14 protein-coding genes and 1 pseudogene are annotated in these 16,785 nt (G+C 64.0%); 11 read left to right on the top strand and 4 right to left on the bottom strand.

Translation table 11 applies throughout. The annotated features are described in order from the left end of the window. Window positions 1–91: 91 nt before the first annotated feature. Together ligA and J7E82_RS06645 are read left to right on the top strand one after the other, a co-directional pair. The gene (gene ligA / locus J7E82_RS06650; protein ID WP_214861781.1) at window positions 92–2,359 is read left to right on the top strand and encodes an NAD-dependent DNA ligase LigA; all 2,268 of its coding nucleotides are present in this window, start codon (window positions 92–94) and stop codon (window positions 2,357–2,359) included. Beyond that, a complete protein-coding gene (locus tag J7E82_RS06645; protein ID WP_214861779.1) occupies window positions 2,356–3,222 on the top strand; it encodes an inositol monophosphatase family protein in 867 nt (288 codons plus the stop codon). The genes ligA and J7E82_RS06645 overlap by 4 nt, the downstream gene beginning before the upstream one ends. Window positions 3,223–3,290: 68 nt before the next feature. On the opposite strand, the pseudogene J7E82_RS06640 reads toward J7E82_RS06645, so the two are convergent. After that, window positions 3,291–3,536 (bottom strand): annotated as a pseudogene (locus J7E82_RS06640) (LLM class flavin-dependent oxidoreductase); the annotation flags it as partial. A 129-nt stretch (window positions 3,537–3,665) separates the two neighbouring features. On the opposite strand from J7E82_RS06640, the gene J7E82_RS06635 reads away from it, so the two are divergent. After that, window positions 3,666–4,178, top strand: coding sequence for a GNAT family N-acetyltransferase (locus J7E82_RS06635; RefSeq protein WP_214861771.1), 513 nt, complete (start codon window positions 3,666–3,668; stop codon window positions 4,176–4,178). A gap of 87 nt (window positions 4,179–4,265) precedes the next feature. Further along, window positions 4,266–4,649 (top strand): RidA family protein, encoded by a 384-nt coding sequence (locus J7E82_RS06630; protein ID WP_214861770.1) that lies wholly within the window; start codon window positions 4,266–4,268, stop codon window positions 4,647–4,649. A gap of 96 nt (window positions 4,650–4,745) precedes the next feature. Here the strand turns inward: J7E82_RS06630 and J7E82_RS06625 are convergent, their stop codons facing one another. Both J7E82_RS06625 and J7E82_RS06620 read right to left on the bottom strand, forming a co-directional pair. Then, window positions 4,746–5,411, bottom strand: a complete 666-nt coding sequence (locus J7E82_RS06625) for a response regulator (protein WP_214861768.1) — start codon at window positions 5,409–5,411, stop codon at window positions 4,746–4,748. Next, entirely contained in the window at window positions 5,408–7,126 is a 1,719-nt protein-coding gene (locus J7E82_RS06620) for an ATP-binding protein (RefSeq protein ID WP_374223595.1), read from the bottom strand. Before J7E82_RS06620 ends, J7E82_RS06625 begins: the two co-directional genes overlap by 4 nt. Before the next feature lie 227 nt (window positions 7,127–7,353). Here J7E82_RS06620 and J7E82_RS06615 point away from each other — a divergent pair, with 227 nt between their 5' ends. The 5 genes from J7E82_RS06615 to J7E82_RS06595 all read left to right on the top strand — a co-directional run bounded on the left by J7E82_RS06615 (window position 7,354) and on the right by J7E82_RS06595 (window position 13,406). After that, window positions 7,354–8,823, top strand: a complete 1,470-nt coding sequence (locus tag J7E82_RS06615; protein WP_214861766.1) for a CitMHS family transporter — start codon at window positions 7,354–7,356, stop codon at window positions 8,821–8,823. A 181-nt stretch (window positions 8,824–9,004) separates the two neighbouring features. Next, window positions 9,005–9,301: an Asp-tRNA(Asn)/Glu-tRNA(Gln) amidotransferase subunit GatC gene (gene gatC / locus J7E82_RS06610; RefSeq protein WP_214861758.1), complete on the top strand. Its 297-nt coding sequence runs from the start codon at window positions 9,005–9,007 to the stop codon at window positions 9,299–9,301. 4 nt (window positions 9,302–9,305) lie between these two features. Further along, window positions 9,306–10,859: an Asp-tRNA(Asn)/Glu-tRNA(Gln) amidotransferase subunit GatA gene (gatA, locus tag J7E82_RS06605; RefSeq protein WP_214861755.1), complete on the top strand. Its 1,554-nt coding sequence runs from the start codon at window positions 9,306–9,308 to the stop codon at window positions 10,857–10,859. Beyond that, the gene (gene gatB, locus J7E82_RS06600) at window positions 10,859–12,367 is read left to right on the top strand and encodes an Asp-tRNA(Asn)/Glu-tRNA(Gln) amidotransferase subunit GatB (RefSeq protein ID WP_214861753.1); all 1,509 of its coding nucleotides are present in this window, start codon (window positions 10,859–10,861) and stop codon (window positions 12,365–12,367) included. The genes gatA and gatB overlap by 1 nt, the downstream gene beginning before the upstream one ends. 244 nt (window positions 12,368–12,611) lie before the next feature. After that, window positions 12,612–13,406, top strand: coding sequence for a hypothetical protein (locus J7E82_RS06595; RefSeq protein ID WP_251041533.1), 795 nt, complete (start codon window positions 12,612–12,614; stop codon window positions 13,404–13,406). A 30-nt stretch (window positions 13,407–13,436) separates the two neighbouring features. Here the strand turns inward: J7E82_RS06595 and J7E82_RS06590 are convergent, their stop codons facing one another. Further along, entirely contained in the window at window positions 13,437–14,345 is a 909-nt protein-coding gene (locus J7E82_RS06590) for a LysR family transcriptional regulator (RefSeq protein WP_214861751.1), read from the bottom strand. A 101-nt stretch (window positions 14,346–14,446) separates the two neighbouring features. On the opposite strand from J7E82_RS06590, the gene tdh reads away from it, so the two are divergent. Both tdh and J7E82_RS06580 read left to right on the top strand, forming a co-directional pair. Further along, window positions 14,447–15,493: an L-threonine 3-dehydrogenase gene (gene tdh / locus J7E82_RS06585; protein WP_214861748.1), complete on the top strand. Its 1,047-nt coding sequence runs from the start codon at window positions 14,447–14,449 to the stop codon at window positions 15,491–15,493. A 62-nt stretch (window positions 15,494–15,555) separates the two neighbouring features. Continuing rightward, a complete protein-coding gene (locus J7E82_RS06580) occupies window positions 15,556–16,764 on the top strand; it encodes a glycine C-acetyltransferase (RefSeq protein ID WP_214861746.1) in 1,209 nt (402 codons plus the stop codon). The last annotated feature ends 21 nt before the right edge of the window (window positions 16,765–16,785 follow it).

Here is a 16,785-nt window from a genome sequence, read left to right as displayed (position 1 = left end):
CCGACTACTTGACTCCGCCGGCGGCAAACGACAACTACTGCGAGTCACTTGGGTCGGCAAATCGTCGGAGGCGTAGGGCAAGATAGGAACTGTGAGCACAGCACAGAACAGCAAGGCAACCACGGAACTGATTGAGGCTGAAGTAGTCCCCGCCGAATCCGTGCGGGAAGAATATGAGAACCTCGTGGACCTCGTGCGCAAATATCGCTATGCGTACTACCAGGAAGACGCTCCGCAGGTCTCGGACGCCGAGTTCGACTCGCTCTACCGGCGGCTCGAGGAAATCGAAGCACTCCACCCGGAACTGGTAACCAACGATTCGCCCACGCAGGAAGTGGGCGGCGAAGTGTCGGCCGCCTTTGCCGCCGTCCAACACCTTCAGCGGATGTACAGCCTGGAAGATGTCTTCTCCCTTGAGGAACTGGAAGCGTGGGTCCGCAAGGCCGAAGCCTCTGTGAAGAAACTGGGCAACGGCCTGTCCAACGTTTCCTGGCTGACCGAACTCAAGATCGATGGCCTGGCTGTGAACCTGTTGTACCGGGACGGCAAGCTGGTGCGCGCCGCCACCCGTGGAGACGGCACCACCGGTGAGGACATCACGCATAACGTCCTCACCATCAAGGAGATCCCCCGCGAGCTCACAGGCAGCGGTTTCCCGGCGGAAATGGAGGTTCGGGGCGAGGTCTTCATTCCTTCCAAAGCCTTTGCCGAATTCAATGAAAGCCTCATCAACGCAGGCAAGGCGCCGCTTGCCAATCCGCGCAACGCTGCAGCCGGTTCACTGCGGCAGAAGGATCCGGCCGAAACGGCGAAGCGGCCGTTGCGCATGTTCGTCCATGGCATCGGTGCCAGGGAGGGCCTCGCAGCATCCAGCCAGTCCGAAACCTACGAACTCCTGGCCTCTTGGGGACTGCCCGTCAGCCCCTACCTGAAGGTGCTGGGTTCGCTGGAAGAGATCCTGGAATTCATCGCCCATTACGGTGAACACCGCCACGACCTCCTCCACGAGATCGACGGCATCGTGGTCAAGGTGGACGACTTCGCCACCCAGCGCGCCCTCGGTTACACCTCGCGGGTTCCGCGCTGGGCGGTGGCCTATAAATACCCGCCTGAGGAAGTCCACACCAAGCTCCTGGACATTGCTGTCAACGTGGGCCGAACCGGTCGCGTCACCCCCTTCGGAATCATGAGACCCGTCAAGGTCGCAGGTTCCACTGTTGAAATGGCCACCCTGCACAACCAGGAGGTCGTGAAGGCCAAGGGAGTCAAGATCGGTGACATCGTGATCCTCCGGAAGGCCGGAGACGTCATCCCCGAGATTGTGGGCCCGGTCCTGGCGCTTAGGGACCAGCAGGATCCTCCGGTCCGCGACTTCGTCATGCCTACCGAATGCCCGTCCTGCGGAACGCCGCTTGCCCCCGCCAAGGAAGCCGACGTCGACATCCGCTGCCCCAACGCGAAGTCCTGTCCTTCCCAGCTGCGCGAGCGGGTATTCCATGTTGCCAGCAGGGGAGCGTTCGATATCGAGGCCCTCGGCTGGGAAGCCGCCGTCGCCCTCACCCAGCCGTCTGAACCAGCCGTGCCGCCCCTCACCAGCGAGGCCGCCCTGTTCAGCCTCAAGCCCGAAGACCTCGCGGACGTCCGTATCCGTCGCGAAAAGCGATCCAAGGGCGTCGCGACGGGAGAGTACGAGCTCGTTCCCTACTTCTACACAAAGGCCACCGCGAAGACGCCGTCGAAGCCCACGGCCAACACCGTCAAACTCTTCCAGGAACTCGAGAAGGCCAAGTCGCAGCCCCTGTGGCGCGTCCTGGTCGCCTTGTCGATCCGGCATGTCGGGCCCACGGCCTCCCGCGCCCTGGCCACCGCCTTCGGGAGCATGGATACCATCCGTGCCGCGTCCGAAGAGGAACTGGCACATGTTGATGGCGTGGGATCCACCATTGCAGCCGCACTGAAGGAATGGTTCGCCGAGGACTGGCACCGCGAGATTGTGGACGCCTGGGCAGCCGCAGGGGTGCGCATGGCAGATGAACGGGACGAGTCCGTGCCGCGTACGCTGGAGGGCCTTACCGTTGTGGTCACCGGAAGCCTGCCCAACTACAGCCGGGACGAAGCCAAGGAATCCATCATCATCCGCGGCGGGAAGGCCGCAGGTTCGGTGTCCAAAAACACCAGTTACGTTGTGGCGGGAGAGAATGCCGGCACCAAGCTGGACAAGGCCGAGCAACTGGGGGTTCCGGTGCTGGATGAGGATGGCTTCCGGGTGCTTCTGGAGTCGGGACCCGACGGACTGGCCGGCAGGGCGCCGGCAGCCGTCGAAACTGTTGGGGCCAAAACCATGGAGGCAGCCGAATGAGCTCCCCAATCGACCACGAGCCGGACTTCCTCCACGGTCTCCTCGAAGTGGCCCGTCGTGCCGCGGCCGCGGGCGCGAAGGTCCTTGCCGGCCGCGATGGCGTCGTCCTGACGGGGGCGCTGTCACAAGAGACGAAGAGTTCGGGCAGCGACTGGGTTACCGACTTTGACCTCGCTGCGGAAAAAGCCGTCCGGGAAGTCCTGCTGGGAGAGAGGCCTGACGACGTCGTCACGGGCGAGGAACAGGGGACCACCCAAGTCGGAAACCCCAGCGGATTCCGCTGGTCCATCGATCCCCTTGACGGGACCACCAACTTCATCCGCGACATCGTCTACTACGCCACAAGCGTTGCTGTAGCGGACGCCGACGGTCGGTGGCTGGCCGGCGTCGTCAATGCCCCTGCCCTTGGCCGCGAGTATTGGGCCGTCCGCGGTGGCGGCTCCTGGCGCAGGGATTATCGCGAGGGCAGTCCGGAGCGGCGCTTGGAAGGCCCCATGCCCGGGCGCGGGGCCGCAGGTTCGGCACTCCTCGCTACCGGCTTCAGCTACGACCCCTCTATCAGGGGGGAACAATCACAGTTCCTGCCCGGACTCCTCGAAGGCTTCGGGGACATGCGCCGCCTCGGCTCGGCTGCCCTGGACCTGTGCCTCGTGGCCGACGGCAGTCATGACGCCTACGGCGAGCGTGGCCTGAATGAACACGATTATGCTGCCGGCGCGCTCATCGCCGAGGAGGCCGGCTGCTGGGTCCGCAGGCCCCACCTCACCAGCCCCCTCGACGGCGGTCCGTCGGATACAGAGCGGCTGGCCTCCTGGACCTGCGCTGCAAGTATAGAGTTCTCCGGCCGCTTTCCTTTGGATTGAGGGGGCATGGGCCCAGCCCAGCAAGCCGGCGTGCCCCAGCAATGGACAGCCTGGCCCGGCTTGACGGGTCAGAAGGCCGAGCCGATGGAGGCCAATACCGGACGTTCCGCACCGGCATACTGGTTGGCTGGCCGTTCCAGGCCGTAGTGTTCGCGGAGGGTCCGCCCGGCATATTCGGTGCGGAACAGGCCGCGCTCCTGCAGGATCGGGACGACGTGGTCCACGAATGCGTCCAACCCTGAGGGCAAAACGGGCGGCATGATGTTGAAGCCGTCCGCGGCGCCGGCCTCGAACCATTCCTGGATGGCATCGGCCGGTGGCATGCTGCGCAACATGTCGACACGGGTACGACGGCCTTCCCTTCGTAAACCGGGGTTGATAGTTGTGTCACGGAATCGGCCCTTTCGGGCGGGAAGGCGTTAGGCGGCCACTACCATGGATCGGTGCAGCCGCAGATTATTGTCCGTCCCGCCGTCCCCTCCGACTTCGACGACGTCGCACGCATCACCCGGGACTCCTACCTCGTGGCCGGCTACTTTGACTCTGCCGAGCACCCCTACATGAAGTCAGTCCAGCAGGTAGCGCAGCGGGCAGCGATCGCCACGATCTGGGTGGCGGAGCGGGCCGGCCAAATCATCGGCTCCGTAACCTTGGCGACGGCGGGGGAAGCCTTCGCGGACATAGCCCGCGAGGGCGAGCTGGAGTTCCGGATGCTCGTGGTGGACCCGGCCGTGCAACGCAGCGGGGCCGGCAGAACACTCGTCAATGCCATCATCAAGCACGCCCGCTCAACCCCGGGAATTCATTCAGTGGTCCTGACCACGGGCGAGGCCTGGGCCAGCGCCCGCAGCCTTTACGCAAAGCTCGGCTTCCAACGCCTGCCCTCAAGGGACTGGTTTGTGCCGGGAACCGAAATAAAGCTGCTGGTTTACGGGCTGGCAGTCCAGCGCGGCTAAAGTTGCCCCGATGAAACCGCGGCCATCCGCCGCGGAAGCGCTGCCCGCCACGGGCAGCAGACATTGCAGCAACTGGAAAGGCACGGCATGCGTAAGACATATGGCACAGGCTCCACTTGGGAGCAGACACTCGGCTATTCCCGCGCAGTCCAGGTGGGCAACACCCTGTATATTTCGGCCACAGCGGCATCAGGACCCGATGGCATTGTCGGGAACGATTTCTACGCCCAGACGAAGTACATCCTGGAAAAGCTCGGCGCCGTCCTGGCCGATGCAGGTTTCTCCTATGAGGACGTGGTGCAGACCAAGCTGTACCTGACGGACATCAGCAAATGGGAAGATGCCGGCAGGGCCCACGGAGAGATATTTGGCGAGATTCGCCCCACGCTGTCCCTCGTCCACGTACTGCCGTTCCTGGACCCGCAGATGCTGGTCGAAATCGAGCTGGTCGCCCAGAAGGGCGTCAACTAGGGCTGTCCAGAAGGGCGCGAACTAGGGCTGCCCAAAAGGGCGCGAATTAGGGCTGTCCAGAAGGGCGCGAACTAGGGCTGCCCAAAAGGGCGCGGACTAGCGGGATCCGGCCGGGACGCCGTAACGGTGTTCCGGCCGTCCCGTAGAGCCATACCGGAGCTGGATCTCGACGGCGCCATCATCGGCAAGCGACGACAGGTAGCGCTGCGCCGTTGCCCGCGAGACACCAACCCGTTCGGCCACTTCTGCGGCGGAGTACTGGACGCCGGGTTCCAGGGATTCCAGCACGGCGGCCTCGGTGGCGGACCGCGGTTTGCTGGGCGATCCCACGTCCCCGGGAATCAACGAACGCTTTGCGCGCTCAATGGTGTCCTGGTCCACAGACTGCTGCCCCAGGATCCGCCGATACCTGGCGTAGGAGCGCAGCTGCTGTGAGAGTGAGTCAGAGGTGAACGGCTTGAGCAGGTAGGCCAGGGCACCGCGCCGAAATGCCACCCGGATGGACGTTGCGTCCGAGGCAGCGCTGAGCATCATGGCATCGACGTCAAGCTGTCCTAGAAGGTCCAGCCCGGAGCCGTCCGGGAGATAGACATCCAGCAGCACAAGGTCTGGGCGCAGGCTGTGCACCGCTTGCAGGGCCTGGGCGGTGGAGCCCACTGGAGTCAGCGACAGGAAGCCCGCGACGGAGTCAACATAGGTGGCGTGGAGTTTGGCGACGTGAAAGTCGTCGTCGACAATCAGCACCCTTAAGTCGTCGGTCACTGCTTTCCTTTCACCGAGCCTGTTCCCGGGCTGCCTGCGGACGTCGCCGGCTTCGGCGGTCCCATGGTTCCGGGGATGTGTGCCATGAAAACGGCCCCAGGACCGCCCCGCTTTCCGGGATCGAGGAGCTGCACGTCTCCGCCCCGCCGGCGGGCCAGCTGCCGCACCAACGCAAGGCCGAGGCCCTGGCCGCCGCCCGCACGCACCGGTCCCTTCGCCGTCGTAAAGCCTTCGGAGAAGATCGCTTCGGGATCCGTCGCGCCCAGGCCGTCGCCGGAGTCCGTAACAACGATGTGCAGCGTGCCCTCGCTGTCTGCGGGGTCATCCAGTAGTTCAAGTTCGACCCAACGGTCCGCGCCGGAGCCGGCGACGGCGGCATTCACGGCGTTGTCGATCAGGTTGCCGAGGACGGTGGTTACGTCCTGGGGGTCGGTGACGTGCCCACGCACCAGGGTCTCCGGCCCTATCCGCAAGACCACACCGCGTTCATCGGCCTCCACGCCTTTGGCGCCGATGAAGGCCTGCAGGTAAGGGTCCTGTAAGAGTTCGGCCTGTTCGACGGGGAAACGCAGGGGCCCTGTGGCCGCAACCCTGGCCAGGTAGTCCTTCGCCTGTTCGTGCTCTCCAATGCTCATGAAGCCCGCGATGGTGTGCAGCTGGTTGGCGAATTCATGGCGCTGCGCGCGCAAGGCAGCGGACATTGTGCCCACGGCATCCAGCTGGCGCGTCAGGTGCTGCAGTTCGGTGCGGTCCCGGAGCATGACCACCCAGCCGAGGTCTTCGCTCCGGTGCAAGGCCTTTCGGGCGCTGGCCACGAGCACGCGGCTGCCGGCCACCAGTTCTACCGCGCCGGCGTCGACGGCGGCAGGCTGGGTCAGTGCCCTCAGGGGTTCCGGAACGGGGGCCCCGTCCCACCGGATGCCCGTAAGGTCCTCGCTGTCGAGGAGGCGGCGGGCGGCCGCATTGAAGACGCTGATGCGGCCATCGGCCGAAACGCCGATGACGCCCTCGTCGACCCCCTGCAGCACGGCCACCTGGTCCTGGACAAGGGTGCTGATCTGCTCGGGTTCCAGGCCTAGGGTCAGGCGCTGCAGCCTTTGGCGAAGCAGGAACGAAGCCAGCACACCGGTCAGGAGGGCGCCCAGCGCCGTCAGCGCGATCGGCCCGATATCCCTGGCGAGGCTTTGGCCAAGGCTTTCCCTCGAGTAGCCAACGCTGACTTCCCCTACGATGCCTACTGAGGGTTCAATCCCGTACACGGGCACTTTGGCCCCGGCAGACGGCCCCAATGTTCCAGTGTTCCGCGTCGTTACCTCACGGCCGGAGAGGGCCTCGGACGGATCCGTGCTTACTTGTTCGCCAAGCCGGTCCTGCTCCGGGTGCGCCAGGCGGAGTCCTGTTTCGTCGGTGACGACGACGAACAGGGCACCGGTGCGCTGGCGTGCGGCTTCGGCCGCCGCCATGATGGGCCCGGCGGCCAGCACGGAGGCAGGCGGCGTGCCATGCTGCAGGCTGATGGCCTGCACTTCGGCTCGCAGCCCAGGATCCGAAGCCACGGTTCTGGCCAGGGTCAATGCCTGGTTCTCGGCCTCGCGGCTGATCCGTTCGTAGGTCAGCCAGGCGTGCACGGCGCCGCTGAGCAGCACCACCAGAAGTACGACGCCGAGCTGAAGCAGCAGCGTCTGCGTGGAAAATCGCAAGTCCAGGCGACGCACCAGCCCTCCTTCCGACGTCGTTGAGGCCGGCCGGTGCGGGGGGCAGCAGCGGCGCTGGCACTAAAACAGTACCCCTCCATTGAATCACTGAGTTAAATGCGCAAAACGTTCCCAATGAGCAGTATGTCAATCAAATCCTGCAAACACCGCCGCGTGACCCGGACCACCCTAACTTTGTATCCGTCATCACATCGCCGTGATGCCGTTCACAAAGAAGGAGCCTGCCAATGCTGGTATTGCTTGGATTCGCCATGATCGCGGTGTTCATGGTGCTGATCATGACGAAGAAGTTGACGCCCGTGCTGGCGCTAATCATTGTTCCCACCGTCTTCGGGCTTTTCGCTGGAGCCGGCCTTGGCATCGGCGACATGGTCCTGGACTCCATGAAGTCCATGACGTCAACCGCTGCCCTGCTGATGTTCGCCATCATCTACTTTGGCCTGATGATCGACGTCGGGCTGTTCGACCCGCTAGTGAAGTTCATCCTCCGCAAGCTTGGCAACGACCCCGCGAAGGTCGTCCTGGGCACCGCCATCCTCGCGGCTGCCGTTTCATTGGACGGTGACGGTTCGACGACGTTCATCCTCACCACGGCCGCGATGCTTCCCGTCTACCTGCGGCTCAAGATGAGCCCCGTGGTCCTGACCTGCGTGGCAGGCCTGGCCAACGGCACCATGAACATCCTGCCGTGGGGTGGCCCCACAGCCCGAGCCGCTACCGCCCTGAAGATCGACGTCAACGACGTGTTCGTGCCTATGATTCCCTCCCTGATTGTGGGCCTCGTGGTGGTCTTCGTGTTCTCGTGGCTGCTGGGCCTGCAGGAGCGCAACCGTCTCCGCACTGCCGCCCCGGAGATCTGGGGCGAGTTCGCTGACCCCTCGGAGTCCTTCGGTGGTACCGGCAACGGAAACCGTGCAGGCAAGGGCGGCCGCCCCGTGCCTTCAGGATCGGGTGCCACTGCTCCCTCCGGTTCCGGCGTTGCTGTCTTGGAGCGCGGCGATGTTCGCACCGAGGAGCTTGTGGACGATCGCGATAGCGCCATGGCCGACACCGCGCTGGACCCCAACCGTTCCACGCTTCGTCCCCGTCTGTTCTGGTTCAACCTTGGCCTGACCTTGGCCGTCATGGCCATGCTGGTTGCCGACCTCGTCCCGCTGCCCTACGTGTTCATGGTGGGCTCCGCCATTGCCCTGATCGTGAACTTCCCCAAGGTCAAGGAGCAGGGCGCCCAGCTGATCGCCCACGCACCTTCCATCGTCGCCGTCGTTAGCATGGTCATGGCGGCCGCCGTCCTCACTGGCGTCCTGACGGGAACCGGCATGGTTGCGGCAATGTCCGAATGGCTCGTCCAAATCATCCCGTCGGACATGGGCCCCTTCATGGCAGTAATCACCGGTGTGCTCAGCATCCCGATGACGTTCTTCATGAGCAACGATGCGTTCTACTTCGGCGTCCTGCCCGTCCTCAGCGAAACGGCTGCGCACTACGGGATCCCCGCGGCGGACATGGCCCGCGCCTCCATCACCGGCCAGCCGTTCCACCTGCAGAGCCCGCTGGTTCCCGCAATCCTGCTGCTGGTTTCACTGGCCAAGGTGGACCTGGGCGACCACCACAAGAAAGTTCTGTGGAGGACCGCTGTGATTTCGCTGGTCATGCTTGGAGTCGGCATGCTGACTGGAGCTATCGGTATCGGCTAGTCTGATGCTGTCTGCGGGCGACCGTGGACAAACAGTGCTCGTTCGGTGCCCACTGGGGGACGCCGGACGGGTACTGTGCTTTCCGGACTCCCTACCGTCGTCCGGCCGCATGGCCGGAACCGGAACCTGCGCAGCCACGTAGACTAGAGCCGAAAACCAATTGAACTTGCAGGGGAGATCCATGGCTGCGATCAACCGTGAGGACGTCGCGCATCTGGCGCGACTCGCTCACATCGAAATGAGTGCCGAAGAGCTGGACAGGATGGCCGGGGAACTGGCCGTCATCGTTGATGCGGTGAAGTCCGTCAGCGAAGCCGCCGGGGAGGACGTCCCGGCAACATCCCACCCGATTCCGCTGAACAACGTCTTCCGTGAAGACGTCGTGGGCCACCTCCTCAGCGCGGAGCAGGCACTTTCCGGCGCTCCGGATTCCGACGACAACCGCTTCAAGGTTCCGGCAATCCTGGACGAGGACTAAGACCATGACTGAACTGAACAACAGCCTGATCCACCAGTCCGCAGCCGCCCTCTCCGCCAAGCTCATCGCACGCGAAGTGTCGGCCGTTGAGGTCACCCAGGCGCATCTGGACCGCATCGCCGACGTCGACGGACAGGTGAATGCCTTCCTCCATGTCAATGCCGAAGAGGCACTGGCTGTCGCGTCCGACGTCGATGCCATCCGCGCTGCCGGCGGAGAAGCCGCAGCCGGGCTGCATGACCTCGCTGGCGTGCCGATCGCCGTCAAGGACCTCATCGTGACCGTGGGCCAGCCCACCACCGCGGGGTCGAAGATCCTGGAAGGGTGGCACAGCCCCTACGACGCCACCGTTATCAGGAAGCTTCGTGCCGCTAAGATGCCCATCCTGGGCAAGACGAACCTCGACGAGTTCGCGATGGGCTCCTCCACGGAGCATTCCGCCTACGGTCCTACCCGGAACCCCTGGGACCTCGACCGCATCCCCGGCGGTTCAGGTGGCGGCTCCGCTGCCGCCGTCGCTGCCTTCGAGGCTCCGCTGGCATTAGGCACGGACACCGGCGGGTCCATCCGCCAGCCCGGCGCCGTCACCGGAACCGTGGGCATGAAGCCGACCTACGGTGCCGTCTCCCGCTATGGCGCTATCGCCATGGCCTCGTCCCTGGACCAGATCGGCCCCGTGTCCCGCACAGTGCTGGACTCCGCGCTGCTGCAGGAAGTCGTTGGCGGCCACGATCCCTATGACTCGACGTCCCTCAGCGATCCGTTCGACAACCTCGTCACCGCTGCCCGCACAGGGAACGTCGCCGGCATGAAGATCGGCATTATCAAAGAACTTCACGGCGAGGGGTACCAGGCCGGCGTCGAGAACCGCTTCAACGAATCCCTGGAACTGCTCCGGGAAGCGGGCGCGGAAATCGTCGAGGTCTCCTGCCCCAACTTCCAGTACGCCCTGGGTGCCTACTACCTAATCATGCCGTCCGAGGTGTCCAGCAACCTGGCAAAGTTCGACGGCGTCCGCTACGGGTTGCGGGTCCTGCCCAAGGACGGTCCCATGACCATCGAGCGCGTTATGGGCGCCACTCGCGCCGCCGGCTTTGGTGATGAAGTGAAGCGCCGCATCATCCTTGGCACGTATGCCTTGAGCGCCGGTTACTACGACGCCTACTACGGCTCCGCGCAGAAGGTCCGCACCCTCATCCAGCGCGACTTTGACGCCGCTTTTGCCCAGGCGGACGTGCTGATCTCGCCCACCTCGCCCACTACGGCGTTCAAGCTGGGGGAGAAGCTGGACGACCCCCTGGCTATGTACCTCAACGACGTCGCCACCATCCCGGCCAACATGGCCGGGATTCCCGGACTGTCCCTTCCGGGCGGCCTCGCCGACGAAGACGGCCTCCCTGTCGGCATCCAGCTGCTGGCCCCTGCCCGCCAGGATGCCCGCGTCTACCGTGTCGGCTCTGTCCTTGAGTCCTTGCTCGAAGAGAAGTGGGGCGGTCCGCTGCTGGCGCAGGCGCCTGTCCTCGGTTCCAGCTCCACCATTGCCGGAGGTTCCAAGTAATGTCTGTCGACACAATTGTCAGCTTCGAAGAAGCCATGGAGAAATACGATCCCGTCCTCGGCTTCGAAGTCCACGTTGAACTGAACACCAAGTCGAAGATGTTCTCCTCGGCCCCAAACGTCTTCGGTGACGAGCCGAACACCAACGTCAACGAGGTAGACCTCGGCATGCCGGGCGTCCTGCCGGTCCTGAACAAAGCCGCGGTGGAATCCTCCATCAAGATCGGCCTTGCGCTGAACTGCAAGATCGCCGAATACTGCCGTTTTGCCCGGAAGAACTACTTCTACCCGGACACGCCCAAGAACTTCCAGACCTCGCAGTATGACGAGCCGATCGCCTACGACGGCTACCTGGATGTCGAGCTGGAGGACGGCACTGTGTTCCGTGTTGAGATCGAGCGCGCGCACATGGAGGAAGACGCCGGAAAGCTCACCCACCTTGGCGGTGCGGCAGGCCGCATCCAGGGCGCAGACTACTCCCTCGTGGATTACAACCGCGCGGGCGTGCCCCTCGTGGAAATCGTCACGAAGCCGATCGAAGGTGCGGGCAGCCGTGCTCCCGAACTGGCCAAGGCCTATGTCGCTGCCGTGCGTGAGATCGTGAAGAACCTTGGCGTGTCCGATGCCCGAATGGAGCGGGGCAATGTCCGCTGCGACGCCAACGTCTCCCTGCGTCCGCATGGCCAGGAACGTTTCGGTATCCGTTCCGAGACGAAGAACGTGAACTCCCTGCGCGCCGTCGAACACGCTGTCCGTTACGAAATCCAGCGGCACGCGGCGGTCCTGGATTCCGGCCAGCCTGTAGTCCAGGAGACGCGGCACTGGCATGAGGACACCCGTTCGACGACGTCGGGCCGGGCGAAGTCCGACGCCGACGACTACCGCTACTTCCCGGAGCCCGACCTCGTTCCCGTGGTCGCGAGCCGCGAGTGGGTGGAGGAGCTGCGCGCCACCCTGCCCGAGCCTCCGGCCGAGCGCCGCAAGCGGCTCAAGGAAGCCTGGGGCTACTCAGACCTGGAATTCCGTGACGTCGTCAATGCCGGCGTCATGGACTCCATCGAGGAGACCATCGCCGCCGGAGCCAGCGCCAATGTGGCCCGCAAGTGGTGGATGGGCGAGATCGTGGGACGTGCCAAGGTGGCCGACGTCGATCCGGCCGAGCTCGGCGTGACCCCGCAGATCATCGTGGAGCTCAACGGGCTCATCGAAGCCGGCAAGATCAACAACAAGATGGCATCCCAGGTGCTCGACGGCGTACTTGCCGGCGAAGGCACCCCGGAGGAGATCATCGAGAAGCGCGGCCTGGCCGTGGTCTCCGACGACGGCCCCCTCCTCGAAGCAATCGATGCCGCCCTGGCCGCGCAGCCCGACGTCGCAGAGAAGATCCGTGGCGGCAAGCTCCAGGCCATCGGTGCGATCGTGGGCGGCGTCATGAAGGCCACCCGAGGGCAGGCCGATCCCGGACGCGTGCGCGAATTGATCCTGGAGAGGCTCGGCGTCCAGGCCTGATCGGACGCAAGTCCAGCACCAGGACAGCCAAAATGCCTGGTGACACCCGCATACGGGTGTCACCAGGCATTTTCTGTGTCCCGGGGCATTATCTGCGTCTTTGGCTGTTCTTGCGCTAAAAGTGATCCAATTCACAGGCAAATCACAGTTCATGGGGCCATCCTAAATTTCCCCAGCTCATGTGGCCTTGGATTTTGCACTGAGAAAATTGGCCCTGAGAAATTTGGCATTGAAAGGTCTCGCCATGGATAACCTGCAGCTTCCCCCGGAATCCGGATCGGATGGTCCGGTCTCCGGGTCGAACCCACGCCGGTGGTTGCGCGCTCGCCGGGTCGCGCTGGCAGCAGCCGTTGTCCTGGCCCTCAGTGGCGCCGGCGCCGCGACCGTCTGGGCCGCGTCAGCTGACGCACCCAGCCCGCTACCGTCGTCATCGGCCACGCCCACTCCGGACTCCGGGAAACCGGGCAAGGGCAACCAGAAGTCGCAGGACGCGAAGGCCCAGGACCAGAAGTCGCAGGACCAGAAGTGGCAGGACGCGAAGGCCCAGGACCAGAAGGCACAGGACGGGAAAGCACGGCGCGGCGAACATCTCCACGGCGAGAACGTTGTGAAGAGGCCTGACGGGACTGTGCTTACCTTCCTGACCCAGAAGGGGTCGGTGGAATCGGTCAGCGAATCCTCCATCACCGTCAAGAGCGAGGACGGCTTCAGCCAGAGCTATGCGATCAACGCCGACACCAGGCTCTTTCGGATCCCGGCGGGGGCTGGCGGATCTGGAGCCACCGGATCGGCGGAGAAGGACGCCGCGGGCAATCGGCCGAAGCCCAACGACGTTAAGGCCACGGACCTGAAAGCTGGCGACGTCGTTCGCGTGGCCGGCACCAAGGAAGGCGATACCGTGACGGCTATTCGAGTAGTGGCCGGGGATCTGCCCGCCAACGCCAAGGGGCCCGGGGGTCACTTCGGGAAGGGCTGGCTGAACGGCCAAGGCCAGGGAGGCGGACCCAAAGCCTCCGATAGCCCGCCCCCTGCACCATAAACTCCGCCCCCTCGAACTCGAGTTCAACCCCTACGCCATAAGTTCGCCCATGACAGTCTGAAGGGAATCGCAGACGATCCTGACAGATTTGCGCTTAAGTGTCTCCGGCCGGGCAAGAATGTCGATTCGTCGCACGGAATTAACACCTGTCAACGCCCGCAGCACCAGCCCGGGGTGGAGGACGCGCTGGGCCGTGTACCGCGGCAGGAGGCCAATCGCTCCGCCTGCGGCAACAAGGGCGGCAACGGTTGAGTAGTCATTGATGCGGTGCAGCACTTCGGCGCTACGGCCGTTCACAGCAACGACGGCGGCAAGGACGTCCGCGGGGGAGTAGCCGTCGCGGCTGGTCACCCATGCCTGCCCGACGACGTCGGCCGGCGAAAGCTGCCGCCGGGCGGACAGCGGATGCTCGGCAGGAAGTGCTACGTCCAGGGGCTCCTCCGCGAGCGGAATCACCGCCACCTTATCCTTCGGCCACTCGGGGCTGTGTTCCATTCGGTGGGCCAGGACCAGGTCGTACCGGGCGGCCAGGCCAGGGAAATCCTCCTGGGCAACGTCTTCGTCCGAGAGGCGCAGCCGCGGGCCGCCGCCCTGTGCTGCGAGGATTGCCGCCAAGGGAGCGAACAGCGCTTGCCCGGCACTGTGAAAGGCACTCACTGTAACCGCAGAGTCAGGGGAATCGTGGAAGGTTCCGATCGCGGCACGGGCGTCCGCCATCGCTTTCACGACGGCGGCCCCAGCATCTGCGAGGACCCGGCCGGCGTCGGTCAGTACGAGCGCCCGGCCCTCCTTGCGCGTGAGCGGAACATCGAAGGACTTCTGGAGCAGCGAGAGTTGCTGGGACACTGCAGACGGCGTAACCATGAGCGTCTCGGCCACCGCCTTGACGCTGCCAAGGTCCCCGAGCTCGCGAAGCATTTGCAGCTGATGGACTTCCATTTAGTAGATACTAAATCGTTGATTGAGAAATACCTAGTTGTGCTAAATCTTTTCCGGCGTTTCAATTAGGGAACTGCCCATCGCTGATTGAGGAAGAACCAATGAAGGCTCTGTACAAGTCCGGCCCGCACGCGGGTTTCGAGCTGGTTGACCGCCCTGAGCCGGAGCCCGGCCATAACGAGGTCAAGATCAAGGTCCTGACTACCGGGATCTGCGGCACCGACCTTCACATTCAGTCGTGGGACGCCTGGGCGCAAGGGATCATCGAGGCTCCGCTGATTGCGGGCCACGAGTTTTACGGCGAAGTGGTGGAAATCGGCGAAGACGTCAGGGACGTCAAAGTGGGGGATAAGGTCTCGGGGGAAGGCCATGTAGTCTGCGGGATCTGCCGCAACTGCAGGGCAGGACGCCGCCAAATGTGCATCCACACGGTTTCGGTCGGCGTTCAGCGGGACGGGGCGTTCGCTGAATACGTCGTGATCCCCGAGACTAACGTCTGGGTCCACCATGATCCCTCCGTCACCCCCGAACTCGGGGCAATCTTCGACCCCTTCGGCAATGCAGTCCACACCGCCCTGAGCTTCCCGCTGGTGGGCGAGGATGTGCTCATCACCGGTGCCGGTCCCATTGGACTGATGGCCATCGCCGTCGCACGCCACGCTGGGGCGCGGAAGATCGTCATCACTGACGTTTCCCCCTCCCGCCTGGAACTGGCTCGCCACATGGGCGTGGACCTCGCTATCGATGTCTCCACCACCCGGGTGAGGGACGCCCAGCGCGAGCTTGGACTGCTGGAGGGCTTCGATATCGGACTGGAAATGTCCGGCCACCCCACTGCACTGCCTGAGATGATCGACAACATGAACCACGGCGGACGCATTGCCATGCTTGGACTACCCAGCCAGTCCATCGATATCGACTGGGGCAAAGTGGTCACGCACATGCTGACCCTCAAGGGCATCTACGGACGCGAGATGTTCGAAACGTGGTACGCCATGAGCGCCATGCTCTCCTCCAACGCCGTCCTGCACCGCAACATCTCCGCCGTCGTCACCGACAAGCTTCCTGCAGCGGAGTGGGAACGGGGTTTCGAGATTGCCAGGACCGGCGTGGGCGGAAAAGTGGTCCTGGACTGGACCGACGTGTAGGCCCTGAACTGTAGCCGGTATTGAACTGTCAGCGACCCAAACCTAGACCGAGGAACCACACCATGTATTCAGCAATCAAGGAACAGCTCCAGGACGAACTGGCAGCCATCCGGGACGCCGGCCTCTTCAAGACAGAGCGCCACATCGATTCCCCGCAAGCCAGCCACATCATTGCCGGCCAGCTAGGCCAGGATGGCACCGGAGTCCTGAATTTCTGTGCCAACAACTACCTCGGCCTTGCCGACCATCCCGACATCATTGCCACAGCGAAAGCGGCCATGGACCAGCGAGGGTTCGGAATGGCTTCCGTGCGCTTCATCTGCGGAACCCAGGACCTTCACCTGCAGCTGGAGCGGAAGGTCTCAGAGTTCCTTCGCACGGAAGACACCATCCTCTTCTCAAGCTGCTTCGACGCCAATGGGGGCGTCTTCGAGTCCTTGTTCAGTGCGGAAGACGCCGTCATTTCCGACGCCCTGAACCACGCGTCCATCATCGACGGCATTCGGCTCTGCAAGGCCCGGCGGTATCGCTACGCCAACCGTGACATGGAAGACCTGGAAGCCAGGCTGGTCGAAGCTTCCACTGGGGAAAGCCCCGCACGGCGCAAGATCATCGTGACTGACGGCGTTTTCTCCATGGACGGTTACCTCGCACCGCTTGAAGCCATCTGCGATCTCGCCGAAAAATACGATGCCCTCGTGATGGTGGATGATTCCCACGCGGTGGGCTTCATGGGTCCCACCGGGGCGGGCACCCCCGAGCACGCCGGCGTCTCCTCTCGGGTGGATATTTTCACAGGAACCTTCGGCAAAGCGCTGGGCGGAGCATCCGGAGGGTACGTTTCGGGCCGTCGGGAAATCGTGGATATGCTGCGCCAGAAGGCCCGGCCCTACCTCTTCTCCAATTCACTGGCGCCTGCCATCGTGGCCGCCACCATCAAGGCCCTTGAACTCGTGGTGACTTCCGGAGAGCTGCGATCGAGGCTTTTCGAGAACGCCGGGCTGTTCCGCCGCCGCATGACCGAGGAAGGTTTTGAGCTGCTTGAGGGCGAACACGCAATCGTTCCTGTGATGTTCGGCGATGCCGTGGTGGCGGCCAGGGTGGCGGACGACATGCTCCGTCACGGGGTCTTCGTGACCGCCTTTAGCTATCCTGTAGTGCCGAAGGGGGCCGCCAGGATCCGCGTGCAGCTGTCGGCGGCCCACAGTGCGGAGGATGTCGAGTCCTGCGTCCAGGCGTTCGTCAAGAGTCGTGCGGCGATAACCGCCTAAGGCAAGTTGCGGTCTGCAAGG

Source organism: Arthrobacter sp. ISL-30, assembly GCF_018613855.1.
Classification (GTDB): Bacteria; Actinomycetota; Actinomycetes; order Actinomycetales; family Micrococcaceae; genus Arthrobacter.
The sequence above is the reverse complement of the archived record's forward strand: the minus strand, read 5'-3'. Positions and strand labels throughout refer to the sequence as shown.

Bases quoted from the DNA above. Each gene is read 5' to 3' on its own strand.
- J7E82_RS06645 (WP_214861779.1), top strand. From the start codon at position 2,356: ATGAGCTCCCCAATCGACCACGAGCCGGACTTCCTCCACGGTCTCCTC.
- J7E82_RS06630 (WP_214861770.1), top strand. From the start codon at position 4,266: ATGCGTAAGACATATGGCACAGGCTCCACTTGGGAGCAGACACTCGGC.
- J7E82_RS06615 (WP_214861766.1), top strand. From the start codon at position 7,354: ATGCTGGTATTGCTTGGATTCGCCATGATCGCGGTGTTCATGGTGCTG.
- gatC (WP_214861758.1), top strand. From the start codon at position 9,005: ATGGCTGCGATCAACCGTGAGGACGTCGCGCATCTGGCGCGACTCGCT.
- gatA (WP_214861755.1), top strand. From the start codon at position 9,306: ATGACTGAACTGAACAACAGCCTGATCCACCAGTCCGCAGCCGCCCTC.
- gatB (WP_214861753.1), top strand. From the start codon at position 10,859: ATGTCTGTCGACACAATTGTCAGCTTCGAAGAAGCCATGGAGAAATAC.
- J7E82_RS06595 (WP_251041533.1), top strand. From the start codon at position 12,612: ATGGATAACCTGCAGCTTCCCCCGGAATCCGGATCGGATGGTCCGGTC.
- J7E82_RS06590 (WP_214861751.1), bottom strand. From the start codon at position 14,345: ATGGAAGTCCATCAGCTGCAAATGCTTCGCGAGCTCGGGGACCTTGGC.
- tdh (WP_214861748.1), top strand. From the start codon at position 14,447: ATGAAGGCTCTGTACAAGTCCGGCCCGCACGCGGGTTTCGAGCTGGTT.
- J7E82_RS06580 (WP_214861746.1), top strand. From the start codon at position 15,556: ATGTATTCAGCAATCAAGGAACAGCTCCAGGACGAACTGGCAGCCATC.